Annotated in this window: 13 protein-coding genes; 11 read left to right on the top strand and 2 right to left on the bottom strand. The window is 65.5% G+C overall.

Going from position 1 to position 11,803, the window contains the following annotated elements:
* Positions 1–26 precede the first annotated feature (26 nt).
* On the top strand, positions 27–1,244 hold the full coding sequence (locus ALII_RS0109085; RefSeq protein ID WP_035449649.1) for an MFS transporter: 1,218 nt from the start codon (positions 27–29) through the stop codon (positions 1,242–1,244).
* Positions 1,245–1,247: 3 nt separating this feature from the next.
* Here ALII_RS0109085 and secA read toward each other — a convergent pair whose 3' ends face one another.
* Entirely contained in the window at positions 1,248–3,965 is a 2,718-nt protein-coding gene (gene secA, locus ALII_RS0109080) for a preprotein translocase subunit SecA (RefSeq protein ID WP_024587004.1), read from the bottom strand.
* Between the two features lie 234 nt (positions 3,966–4,199).
* On the opposite strand from secA, the gene ALII_RS0109075 reads away from it, so the two are divergent.
* The 6 genes from ALII_RS0109075 to ALII_RS0109050 all read left to right on the top strand — a co-directional run bounded on the left by ALII_RS0109075 (position 4,200) and on the right by ALII_RS0109050 (position 8,420).
* Positions 4,200–5,180, top strand: coding sequence for a peptidylprolyl isomerase (locus ALII_RS0109075; RefSeq protein ID WP_024587003.1), 981 nt, complete (start codon positions 4,200–4,202; stop codon positions 5,178–5,180).
* Between the two features lie 24 nt (positions 5,181–5,204).
* Positions 5,205–6,446, top strand: coding sequence for a bifunctional glutamate N-acetyltransferase/amino-acid acetyltransferase ArgJ (argJ, locus tag ALII_RS0109070; protein ID WP_024587002.1), 1,242 nt, complete (start codon positions 5,205–5,207; stop codon positions 6,444–6,446).
* Between the two features lies 1 nt (position 6,447).
* A complete protein-coding gene (locus ALII_RS0109065; protein ID WP_051375820.1) occupies positions 6,448–7,209 on the top strand; it encodes a GNAT family N-acetyltransferase in 762 nt (253 codons plus the stop codon).
* Positions 7,206–7,631 (top strand): (deoxy)nucleoside triphosphate pyrophosphohydrolase, encoded by a 426-nt coding sequence (locus tag ALII_RS0109060; RefSeq protein ID WP_024587000.1) that lies wholly within the window; start codon positions 7,206–7,208, stop codon positions 7,629–7,631. The genes ALII_RS0109065 and ALII_RS0109060 overlap by 4 nt, the downstream gene beginning before the upstream one ends.
* A 199-nt stretch (positions 7,632–7,830) precedes the next feature.
* Positions 7,831–8,145 (top strand): hypothetical protein, encoded by a 315-nt coding sequence (locus ALII_RS0109055; RefSeq protein ID WP_024586999.1) that lies wholly within the window; start codon positions 7,831–7,833, stop codon positions 8,143–8,145.
* A 104-nt stretch (positions 8,146–8,249) separates the two neighbouring features.
* A complete protein-coding gene (locus tag ALII_RS0109050) occupies positions 8,250–8,420 on the top strand; it encodes a Flp family type IVb pilin (protein WP_244437393.1) in 171 nt (56 codons plus the stop codon).
* Positions 8,421–8,423: 3 nt separating this feature from the next.
* Here the strand turns inward: ALII_RS0109050 and ALII_RS0109045 are convergent, their stop codons facing one another.
* A complete protein-coding gene (locus tag ALII_RS0109045; protein WP_024586997.1) occupies positions 8,424–9,281 on the bottom strand; it encodes a methyltransferase domain-containing protein in 858 nt (285 codons plus the stop codon).
* Between the two features lie 52 nt (positions 9,282–9,333).
* Here ALII_RS0109045 and ALII_RS0109040 point away from each other — a divergent pair, with 52 nt between their 5' ends.
* The 4 genes from ALII_RS0109040 to ALII_RS0109025 are packed head-to-tail and all read left to right on the top strand — an operon-like array spanning position 9,334 to position 11,723.
* Positions 9,334–10,149 carry a ComF family protein gene (locus ALII_RS0109040; RefSeq protein WP_244437391.1) on the top strand — a complete coding sequence of 272 codons (816 nt, stop codon included), beginning with the start codon at positions 9,334–9,336 and terminating at the stop codon, positions 10,147–10,149.
* A gap of 34 nt (positions 10,150–10,183) precedes the next feature.
* Positions 10,184–10,450 carry a glutaredoxin 3 gene (gene grxC, locus ALII_RS0109035; protein ID WP_024586995.1) on the top strand — a complete coding sequence of 89 codons (267 nt, stop codon included), beginning with the start codon at positions 10,184–10,186 and terminating at the stop codon, positions 10,448–10,450.
* Entirely contained in the window at positions 10,447–11,301 is an 855-nt protein-coding gene (locus tag ALII_RS0109030) for a carbon-nitrogen hydrolase family protein (protein ID WP_024586994.1), read from the top strand. Before grxC ends, ALII_RS0109030 begins: the two co-directional genes overlap by 4 nt.
* Positions 11,298–11,723, top strand: coding sequence for a DUF1178 family protein (locus ALII_RS0109025; RefSeq protein ID WP_024586993.1), 426 nt, complete (start codon positions 11,298–11,300; stop codon positions 11,721–11,723). Before ALII_RS0109030 ends, ALII_RS0109025 begins: the two co-directional genes overlap by 4 nt.
* The last annotated feature ends 80 nt before the right edge of the window (positions 11,724–11,803 follow it).

Here is an 11,803-nt window from a genome sequence, read left to right as displayed (position 1 = left end):
CGCCGGGCCGGATGACGGCCCGCCTCATGCCCAAGCCCGCGCCTTCCGATTTCGTCATCGCCGTCGTCATCGGCATCACCCAGACCATCGGCTATGGCAGCCTCTATTATTCCTTCGGCGTCCTTGCTCCCTTCATGGCGCAGGATGTCGGCCTGTCGCTGACCGGGATCTATGGCCTCTTCTCGATCGCGCTGCTGGCGTCCGGTTTCATCGCGCCGCGCGCCGGCCGGCTGCTCGACGGCAAGGACCCCGCCCTCGTCATGACGGCCGGCTCGTGTTTCAGCGCGCTGCTGCTGGTCGGCTGGGCGCTGGCGCCGGGCAAGGCGGCGTTCGGCCTCTTCCTCATCCTGTCGCAGATGAGTTCGGTGCTCGTGCTCTACGAAGCGGCTTTCGTGCTCGCGGCGCGTCTGTCGCCATCCAATGCGCGGCGGACCATCACCGGCATCACGCTGATCGCCGGTTTCGCTTCGACGATCTTCTGGCCGCTGACGAGCTGGCTCACGGTTTCGGTCGACTGGCGAACCATCCTGCTGATGTTCGCAGGCCTCAATCTGACAGTCTGCGTGCCCGCCCATTTTTATCTCGCGTCCCGCGTCCCGCGCAGCATTGCCGGCGAGGCCGGAGTTGCCCAGCGCCTGGCGCAGGGAACCATCGCGTCGGACCGCGACCGCCGGCTCGCATTCCGGCTTTTGCTGGTGGCCTTCGCGGCCAATGCCTTTGTCATGTCGGCGGTGCATCTCCACCTGATCGGCCTTCTGGGCGCGCTCGGGCTCGGTGCATCGGCGGCGCTGATCGGCGCCTTGATCGGGCCGGCGCAGGTCGCCGGACGCATTGCAGAATTCACCGCCGGCCCGCGCATCAGCGTCATGAGCGTGGCGCTGTTCGCCACCGGCGCCTTGCCGGCAGGGCTCGGTTTCCTGATCGGGGGCTCGGGCTACCTGCCCGCCGCCATCGTCTTCGCGCTCGTCTTCGGCGCGGGGCAGGGGCTTTCCTACATCGTGCGCGGCGTTCTGCCGCTCACGCTCTTCGGCGCGGACGGCTACGGCGCGCGCACGGGCAGGATCAATTCTGTGCGATTGTTCGTGTCGGCCGGCGCGCCTTTCCTGGCCGCCGCCATCTTCGAGCGCTTCGGCGCACAGGCGGCGCTCGGCGTCATCGCCGTCGCCGGCATCATCGGCTTCGTCGCCATCGTGGCGATCGTCCCGATCCTGCGACGTGCCGGGCAGCCCGGCACGCCGATCTGATCGTCAGGCGAACGTGCCGTGGCAGTGCTTGTACTTCTTGCCAGAGCCGCAGGGGCATAGCTCGTTCCGGCCGACCTTGCCCCAGGTGCCCGGATCGTTCGGGTCGCGGTCCTCGGGGGCGACGATGCGGTTGTCCTCGCCCGCGGCACCCTGCGCGAAGTCGTCCTCGCCCGTCACCGGATCGAGATGGTGACCTTCGACGGCAGGTGCCTGCGGCGGCGGTGCATCGGCGGCCTGGCGCACGAGTTCGACGCGCATCAACTGGCTGGTGACGACCTGGCGCAGATTGGCGAGCATCGACTGGAAGAGCTCGAAGGCTTCGGTCTTGTATTCGTTCAGCGGGTCGCGCTGCGCATAGCCGCGGAAGCCGACGACGGAGCGCAGATGGTCGAGATTGACCAGATGCTCGCGCCAGAGGCTGTCCAGCGTCTGCAGCATCACCGACTTCTCGACATATGTCATGATGTCGGGGCCGAAACGCTCGGCGCGCTCGGCTGCCGCCGCGTTGGCCGCTTCCATCAGGCGCTCGCGGATCTGCTCTTCGTCGATGCCTTCCTCGGCCGCCCATTCGTCGACCGGCAGGTCGAGGTTGAGGCCCTCGCGCACGCCTTCCTTGAGGCCCGCGACGTCCCACTGCTCTGCATAGGCGTTCTCGGGAATGTGGCGGGCGACCAAATCCTCGACCACGTCCTCGCGCATTTCGGCGACGGTGTCGGTGACGTTGCCGCCTTCCATCAACTGGATGCGCTGGTCGAACACGACCTTGCGCTGGTCGTTCATGACGTCGTCATATTTCAGAAGGTTCTTGCGGATGTCGAAGTTGCGCGCCTCGACCTTCTTCTGCGCCTTTTCCAGCGCTTTGTTGATCCAGGGATGGATGATCGCCTCATCCTCCTTCAGACCCAGCTTGGTCAGCATGGAATCCATGCGGTCCGAGCCGAAGATGCGCATCAGATCGTCCTGCAGCGACAGGAAGAACTTGGAGCGGCCCGGATCGCCCTGACGGCCGGAACGGCCGCGAAGCTGGTTGTCGATGCGACGCGATTCATGGCGTTCGGTGGCGAGCACGTAAAGGCCGCCCGCGCCGAGCGCCTTTTCCTTCAGGCGCTGCACGTCCTCGCGGATCGCCTTTTCCTTCGCTTCGCGCTCGGGGCCGGCCGGCATGTCGCCGAGTTCGGCCGCAACGCGCATGTCGGCATTGCCGCCGAGCTGGATGTCGGTGCCGCGACCGGCCATGTTGGTCGCGATGGTGATCGCGCCCGGCTTGCCTGCCTGCGCCACGATCGAGGCTTCCTGCTCGTGGTGGCGGGCGTTCAGGACCTGGAAGTCGGTGAAGCCGTCCTTGCGCAGCCGTTCGGCGAGCTGTTCGGACTTTTCGATCGAAGTCGTGCCGACGAGGACGGGCTGGCCCTTGGCGCTGGCGTCCTTGATCTCGCGGACGATGGCGCGGAACTTTTCCTCGACGGTGCGGTAGACTTCGTCGTCCTCGTCGAGGCGCTGGACCGGCAGATTGGTCGGGATGTCAGAGACGCCGAGGCCGTAGATGTTGCCGAATTCCTCGGCTTCCGTCTGCGCCGTGCCGGTCATGCCGGCGAGCTTGGAATACATGCGGAAGTAGTTCTGGAAGGTGATCGAGGCCAGCGTCTGGTTCTCGGGGTGGATCTTGACGTTTTCCTTGGCTTCCAGCGCCTGGTGCAGGCCTTCCGAGAAGCGGCGGCCCGGCATCATGCGGCCGGTGAATTCGTCGATGATCACGACCTCGTCGTTGCGGACGATATAGTCCTTGTCGCGCTGGAACAGGCGGTGGGCCTTCAGCGCGTTGTTGACGTGGTGGACGATGGCGACGTTCTCGATGTCGTAGAGCGAGGCGCCCTTGAGCATTCCGGCTTCGCGCAGGAGATTTTCGAGCTTCTCGGTGCCTTCCTCGGTGAAGTTGGCGGTGCGCTGCTTCTCGTCGATCTCGTAGTCTTCCGCGGCAAGCAACGGAATGAACTTGTCGATCTGCTGATAGAGTTCCGATCGGTCTTCGAGCGGGCCGGAGATGATCAGCGGCGTGCGCGCCTCGTCGATCAGGATCGAATCGACCTCGTCGACGATGGCGTAGAAATGTCCGCGCTGCACCATCTGGGCGCGCTCGTATTTCATGTTGTCGCGCAGATAGTCGAAGCCGAGTTCGTTGTTGGTGGCGTAGGTGACGTCGCAGGCATAGGCGGCCTTGCGCTCCTCGTCCGACAGGCCGTGGACGATGATGCCGGTCGACAATCCGAGGAAACCGTAGACCTTGCTCATCCACTCCGCATCGCGGCGGGCGAGGTAGTCGTTGACGGTGACGACATGGACGCCCTCGCCGGCGAGCGCGTTGAGATAGACGGGCAAGGTGGCGACGAGCGTCTTGCCCTCGCCGGTGCGCATCTCGGAAATGCCGCCTTCATGCAGGACCATGCCGCCGATCAACTGCACGTCGAACGGGCGCAGGCCAAGCGCGCGCTTGGAAGCCTCACGCACCGTCGCAAAGGCGGGAATCAGGAGATCGTCGAGCGAGACGCCTTCGGCGATCTGCTTCTTGAACTCTTCCGTGCGGGCGCGCAGCGCCTCGTCGGAGAGGCCGGAAAGCTCGGCTTCGAGAGCGTTGATCGCCTCGACCCGCGGCCGCAGTCCCTTGATGCGCCGATCGTTCGAGGAACCAAATATCTTGCGCGCGACGCCAGCGAGACTGACCATCAAAGGTCCTTTCGAAAAGAAAGTTTTCCGGTCTGGACCGGACCGCCCGTCGAGGGGGTAACGGGCATGTGAAAGACGGAAAAGCGCCCGGAAAACGGTTCTGGACGCCAAGACGAAGGACAGATAAGAGGGGGCACAAGCGATGTCAACGCCGCCGCCTGCGGGCGCAAATGCGGAATTCCGCCACATTCGCAAGGGCTGGAAACAGCATCGAACCCTCACTGGAGTTTCTTCATGAATGTTTTGTTTCGCCGCTTGTCCGCTGCCGTCGCGCTCGTCGCGCTGACTTCCGGCGCAGCCTTCGCGCAGGAAACCGCTCCGGCAGCGCCCGAGCCGGCCGTCGCCGCCGATCCTGCCGCGGTCGTCGCGACCGTTGACGGGCAGGACGTGACCGAAGGGGATCTTGCTCTGGCCCTTCAGGGTCTTGAACAGCAATTCGCCAACCTCTCGCCCGAACAGCGCCGCGCCGCCGCGCTTTCCGCGTTGATCGAAATCCGCCTCCTCGCCGCCAAGGCCGAAGAGGAAGGGCTCGACGACGGCGAGGAATTCCAGCGCCAGATGAATTTCCTGCGCGAACGCGCGCTGCACAGCGCCTTCATCGAGCAGCAGGTCGCAGCCAGCGTCACGGACGAAGAGGTCCGCGCCCGCTACGACCAGGAAATCGCCAACACGCCGCCTGCCAATGAAGTGCGCGCCCGCCACATCATCGTCGACAGCGAGGAAAAGGCGCAGGAGCTGATCACCGAGCTCGACGGCGGGGCCGATTTCGAGGAGCTCGCCAAGGAGAATTCCACCGACGGCGCGGCCGCGCAGGGCGGCGACCTCGGCTATTTCGGCCAGGGCCAGATGGTGCCGGAATTCGAGCAGGCCGCCTTCGCGATGGAAGTCGGCGCCCACTCGTCCGAGCCGATCCAGACGCAGTTCGGCTGGCACGTCCTCAAGGTCGAGGACAAGCGCCAGCAGCAGCCGCCCGCCTTCGAGCAGGTCGGCCCGCAGATCCGCTCGATCCTGCTGCGCGAGCGCTATTTCGAGACGGTCGAGGAAATCCGCGAGGCGGCCGAAATCGACATCGCCGATGCCGAACTGAAGGCGACGCTGGACGAGATGGAAGCGGCGGCGCAGCCCGGCGCGCAGTCGGAATCGGATGCCGAAGCCGGCGCCGAAGGCGCCATCGAAGCCGCCCCGTCCGACGAGACCACCGACCCGGCCGAATAAGCTCCAGACACGAAGACCAGCGCCATGTCCGACGCCGTTTCTCCGCTCGCCCCGAAAAGCTATCCCAAGATGCCGCCCATCGACGGCGTGCGGATCGCAACGGCGGAGGCCGGCATCAAATACAAGGGTCGCACCGACCTCCTGGCGATGGTCTTCGACGAGGGGACGACCGTCGCCGGCGTCTTTACCAAGTCGAAATGCCCGTCGGCTCCGGTCGACTTCTGCCGGGCGAATTTGCCCGGCGGATCGGCTCGCATTCTGGTCGTCAATTCGGGAAATGCGAACGCTTTCACCGGAAAAAAGGGCCGTGAAACCACCGAAATGACGGCTGTTTTGGCCTCAAAAGCGGCAGGTTCCAGCTCAAAAGAGGTGTTTTTGGCCTCTACTGGCGTCATAGGCGAGCCTCTTGACGCCAAAAAATTCGCCCATTTGCTCGACGACATGGTCGTTCGCGCCGAACCTGGCCTGTGGGCCGAGGCCGGCAAGGCGATCATGACGACCGATACCTACCCCAAATATCTGACCGCCACCTGCCAGATCGACGGCGTCGACGTGACGCTCAACGGCATCGCAAAAGGTGCCGGAATGATCGCGCCGGACATGGCGACGATGCTTTCCTTCGTCGCGACCGACGCGCCGATCGGCTCCAGGGCTCTGCAGGATTTGCTGTCGAAGGGCGTCGGCATGACGTTCAACTCGGTGACGGTCGACAGCGACACCTCGACCTCCGACACGCTGATGCTGTTCGCCACCGGCGCCGCCGAAAAGCGTGGTGCGCCGCGGATCGAGGACGCCGAGGACCCGCGGCTTTCCAATTTCCGCCGCGCGCTCAACAAGTTGCTGAAGGCGCTGGCTTTGCAGGTCGTGCGTGATGGCGAGGGCGCGCGCAAGCAGATCGGCGTGACCGTTACCGGCGCCAAGAATGCGCGGTCGGCCAAGCGCGTGGCGCTATCCATCGCCAATTCGCCGCTGGTCAAGACCGCGGTCGCCGGCGAGGACGCCAATTGGGGCCGCGTCGTCATGGCCGTCGGCAAGGCGGGCGAGCCGGCCGACCGCGACCTCCTTTCGATCTGGTTCGGCGACATCCGCGTCGCCCATGGCGGCGAGCGGGACCCGGATTATTCCGAACAGGCGACGTCCTCCTACATGGAAGGTGACGAGATCGACATCCGCGTCGACCTCGGCCTCGGGCGCGGGCAGGCGACGGTCTGGACCTGCGACCTCACCAAGGAATATGTCGCCATCAATGGCGACTACCGCAGCTAGGATGGCGAACGCCGACCTGCCCACCGTCAGGCGACTGGAGGCGGCGGGCTTTCGTGCCTGGCCGGCGGAGAAAGTCTCCTATGACGGCACATGGTCGGTGCGCACGACGCCCGGCCTGCCGACGCGGCGCTCCAACTCCGTCACCCCGCTCGACCGTTCCGATTGCGACGGGCTGGAAGGCCGGTTGCCGGCGCTGCGGGCCCGGTTCGCCGCGGCCGGATTCCCCGTCACCTTCCGCATCACGCCGCTGACCGGGCCGCGCCTCGTCGATCAGCTCGACGAGAGGGGCTGGCCGGTGATCACGCCGTCGCTCGTCATGCGCGCGGAGTTGGGCGCGATGCCCGACACCGGAGCAGAGGCGGAGATGGTATCTCCCTCTGCGTTCTGCCGGGCCGGCATATCGATCGGCGCCATCGACGCGGCGCGCGCGACGCCGCTGGAGGCGCTTCTGGCGCGCGTTCCGGCGAAACTGGGGCTGTTTGTGCTGTCCATCGATGGCCGGCCGGCCGCCAAGGCGATGTGCACCGTCGACGGCACGCTTGCCGGCATCTACGAGGTTGCGACCGCACCCGCCTTTCGCGGGCAGGGGCTTGCGCGCAAGGTCGTCTCGGCGGCGCTCGGCTTTGCCGGTGCGAACGGTGCGCGTGCCGGCTTCTTGATGGTGGACGAGAGCAACGCTCCCGCGATCGCGCTCTACAGATACTTCGGCTTTTCGACGGCCTACCCATACGAATACCGTGCCGAACCGGAGGCGAACATATGAGCGATGCGGCGGACGATGCACCCAAGCGCCTGCTGCTCGTCGCGGCCTGCGCGCTGGTCGATGCGGACGGGCGCGTGCTTCTGGCGCAGCGGCCGGCGCACAAACAGTTGGGCGGGTTGTGGGAATTTCCCGGCGGCAAGGTGGAGCCCGGCGAGACGCCGGAGGAAACCGTCGTTCGCGAACTCAAGGAAGAACTCGGCATCGAGACCAAGACGGCGTGCCTTGCACCGCTGACCTTCGCCAGCCACTCCTACGAGACGTTCAACCTGTTGATGCCGCTGTTCGTCTGCCGTCGCTTCTGGGGCATTCCGCAGCCGCTCGAAGCGCAGCAACTGAAATGGGTTCGCCCGACCAAGATGCGCGACTATCCGATGCCGCCGGCCGACGAGCCGCTGATCCCGTTTCTCATCGACCTCTTGTAGGTGTGTCGAGATTCAGGCCCGAGCGGTCTGCAAATGACGGGTTTCTGCGCTTCCGGTGCTCATGCACCCCAGAATCGCGACACACCCTAGATCAAGGCAATAGCAGTCGAAATTTCGACTTCGAGCTTTCGTGTTAATCGATGATTCAGCCAATCCTGCAAAAGTCCTGTGGAGTTTCATCCGGGCAACAGGACTTCGCATGGCACGCGGCGGGCTAGACCAATCAGGCCGATCCTTCATCAGTCAGACGAGCGCGGGCATTCTGCGCGTGACGCTGCTGTTCGGCTCGGCGGCGATCGCCCTGACGCTGATCCTCGTGCCGATCGCCGACAAGCATGCCCGCGACCGGATGTTCGCATCGGTGCAGTCGCCGGGCATCGATCGGATGTCGACCGGCAGCATCACCCCCCGCGGCGGCGGCGAAGCCTATACGATCCGGCGCAGCGTGCTGCAGCAGGACCCGAATTCGGTCTGCATCATCCGCGAGTCGGGCACGCGTTCGGGCTCCTGCTGAGGCAATCGAGCCGCCTTGCTCCACACTTCCTTAACGACGCCTCTTGGCAGCTTCCTAACTTCTGGGTGCTAGGAAAAGGGACACGCTGAATGACGAGGCGCCCGATGCTGAAACGATTCCTGGCGAACGAAAGCGGTGCGACGGCCATCGAATACGGCCTGATCGCAACCCTGATCGGCGTGGCGATCGTCGGCGGCGCATCGGCGACCGGCACGGCCATCTCCGAGCTCTGGAGCGGCAACGAAAGCAAGATCAGCGAAGTCCTGAACAACTGATACTCAGTCCGTCCTGAGCGCCTTCGCGAGCGACACGGTCGCGCTGCCCCGCCGTGCGGGCTTCTGCTGCGAGCCATGCGGCGCCCATCCCGAAAGCCAGACCGTCGCGAACGTCGCACGAATGCGCCCATCAGGGTCTGCGAAGCGCTCGGCGTAGAGTTCGGCCGCCTTGACGAGAACGGCGCGCCGCACGGGGCGTGCGCCAACGAGGCTGCTGGTGACGCCCATGGCGCGCAGGTCGCGCATGAGGTCGAACATGGTGTCGTATCGAACGATCACTTCCTCGATGTCGGCGACGGGGAGCGCAAAGCCGGCACGCTGCAACAAGCCGCCGGCATCGCGAATGTCGACGAAGGGATGGACGCGGCTTGCCGCGCCGCCGGTAATTTCGGCTTCGGCAGTCAACAAGACTTCGCGCAATTCCTTCAGCGTGCCGGCACCGGGAAGGCAGCCCAAAAAGAGGCCGTCCGGCCGCAACAGGCGCCGGATCTGGACCAGCGTCCCCGGCACGTCGTCGACCTCGCCGAGCGCGTAGAGCGAGACGGCCAGGTCCGCGCTTTCGGCTGGCAAGGCGAGATGATCGACGGGCAAGACCTCGCCGGGCTTGGCGTCGAGCAATCCGCGGGCGGCTTCGATGCGGTCGATGGTTCCGGCCTTGCCGGTCGATGCCACCGCCAGCGCGGCTTCGTCGACGACGCCGTGGAGCACGACCGCGCGCTCGAAATCACGGCTCACGGTGGCGAGACGCTCGGCGAGCTCCACCGATGCCGCACGCATCAGGAAATCGCCGTGGCGGCCGGTCTGGGAAAGCGCGCGCAACTTGTGCGCAAGCGCCCGGTTCTGATCGAAGATTGCGTCCATAGGGTCCCGATGCGACATTGCCCGGCAGTGGACTGGATATGGGAAGCCGGGCTTGAGAAGTCTCGTGGTGGAACGGCTCGCAAAGATCAAGTCCGCAGGCATTGCAGCCGGGCAGATCGCAGGCCGGATGCTCTTCCCGCCGACATGCCTGGGATGCCGCAGGATCGTCGCGGAAGGCGGAACGCTCTGCGCGTCCTGCTGGGGTGACATTCACTTTCTCGACGAGCCCTGGTGCGCCGTCTCGGGCGTGCCTTTCGCCCATGACATGGGAGCGGGTGCGATCTCGCCGGCCGTCATGGCGACGCCGCCAGCCTATGACCGCTCGCGCGCGGCCGTCGCCTATGACGGAGCGGCGCGGCGACTGGCGCAGAGCCTCAAATATCAGGACCGCACCGACCTTGCGCCATGGCTCGCAGGCTGGATGGTGCGGGCCGGACGCGATTTGATCGACCGCGCGGACCTGCTCGTTCCCGTGCCGCTGCACCGCCAGCGTTTTTTCACGCGCCGGTTCAACCAGTCGGCCGAACTGGCGCGGGCCATCGCCCGGCAAACCGGAAAGAAGTATGGCGCCGAGGTCGTCATTCGCATCAAGAAGACCCGCCAGCAGGTGGGGTTGAAGGCGAAGGAACGGCAGGACAATGTCCGCGCCGCCTTCGTCGTGCCCGATGGGTCGAAGCCGCTGATCGCCGGGAAGCATGTGTGCATCGTCGACGATGTCTACACGACGGGTGCGACCGTTTCGGCGCTTGCCCGGTGCCTGCGGCGGGCGGGGGCTGCCGAAATCTCCGTCCTGACCTTCGCGCGCGTGCTTCCTGCGGATTTCCGGCGTTCCGGGGACTTCCGGCGCGCGCTGCCAGAGCCTATATAGACGGGCAAGGAAACCCCGCTGGGTATGGGCATTGATGGCTGACGTCGAAATCTACACACGCATGATGTGCGGTTATTGCGCGGCCGCCAAGCGGCTGCTCGACAGGAAGGGCGTGGCCTATGTCGAGCATGATGCCAGCTTTTCTGCCGAACTGCGTCAGGAGATGATCGCCAAGGCGAATGGCCGCTCGACCTTCCCGCAGATATTCATCCATGGCCGCCATGTCGGCGGTTCGGACGAACTGCATGCGCTCGATCACGAAGGCCGGCTCGACACGATGCTGAAGGGTGGCCGGGCATGAGCGAAACGGTCAAGGTCGCCGCGCTGCAGATGCGGTCCTCGACGTCGCTGGAGCGGAACATCGCCGATTTCGAGGCGCTTGTACGCGAGGCGGCGGGCAAGGGTGCGACCTATGTCCAGTCGCCCGAGATGACGGGCGCTCTGGTTCGCGACCGGGCCGCACTGAAGGCGATGATCACCTCCGACGACAAGGATGCGCTGGTCGCCCGGGCGGCGACGCTTGCGGCCGAACTCGGCATCGTCGTCCATGTCGGCTCGACCGCGATCGCGCGGCCGGACGGCAAGGTCGCCAACCGCGCCTTCGTCTTCGGGCCGGACGGCAAGCGGCTTGCGACTTACGACAAGATTCACATGTTCGACGTCGATCTCGACAAGGGCGAGAGCTGGCGTGAATCGGCGACCTATGAGCCGGGCAGGGTCTCGACCGTCGTCGACCTGCCCTTCGCGCGCGTCGGGCTCGCCGTTTGCTACGATCTGCGGTTCCCGCAGCTCTTCCGCGCGCAGGCACTGGCCGGCGCCTCGGTGCTGACCGTGCCGGCCGCCTTTACCCGGCAGACGGGCGAGGCGCATTGGCACGTCCTGATCCGCGCCCGCGCGATCGAGAATGGCGCCTTCGTCATCGCCGCGGCGCAGGGCGGCCTGCACGAAGACGGCCGCGAAACCTATGGCCATTCGTTGATCGTCGATCCGTGGGGCAAGGTTCTGGCCGAGGCGGACGGCGCGGAGCCGGGCGTGGTTCTGGCCGAGATCGACCTCGCCGCCTCGGCGGCTGCGCGCGGCAAGGTGCCGAATTTGAAGAACGCGCGCGATTTCACCATCGCCGATGGCGCAGGGCTGGCCGACGCATCATGATCCGTTTCAATCTCGTTTGCGATGCGGGCCATGAATTCGATGGCTGGTTCCGGTCGAATGACGATTATGAAGGCCAGCACAAGCGCGGGCTCGTTTCGTGCCCGACCTGTCATTCGGCCAAGGTCGGCAAGGCGCTGATGGCGCCCGCGGTCTCGACGGGCCGCAAACAGGAAAAGATCGCGCTCGCGGTCGGCGCCGAACAGCGCCAGATGCTGACCAAGCTGAAGGAAATGGCCGACCAGGTGCGCCAGAACGCCGATTATGTCGGCGACAAGTTCGCCGACGAAGCGCGCAAGATCCATTTCGGCGAAGTCGAGCGGCGTGGCATCTATGGCGAGGCGTCGGTCGAGGAGGTCAAGAGCCTCGCTGAGGACGGCGTCGACTTCATGCCGTTGCCCACGTTTCCCGACGAGCACAACTAGACGACCCGCCGATATTCGGCCCTGGGTGGCCTGCAAACGGCGGCGTTCTGCGCTTCCGGTGCTCACGTACTGGTGTACGC

This window comes from Aliihoeflea sp. 2WW, from assembly GCF_000497755.1.
Classification (GTDB): Bacteria; Pseudomonadota; Alphaproteobacteria; order Rhizobiales; family Rhizobiaceae; genus Aliihoeflea.
The sequence above is the reverse complement of the archived record's forward strand: the minus strand, read 5'-3'. Positions and strand labels throughout refer to the sequence as shown.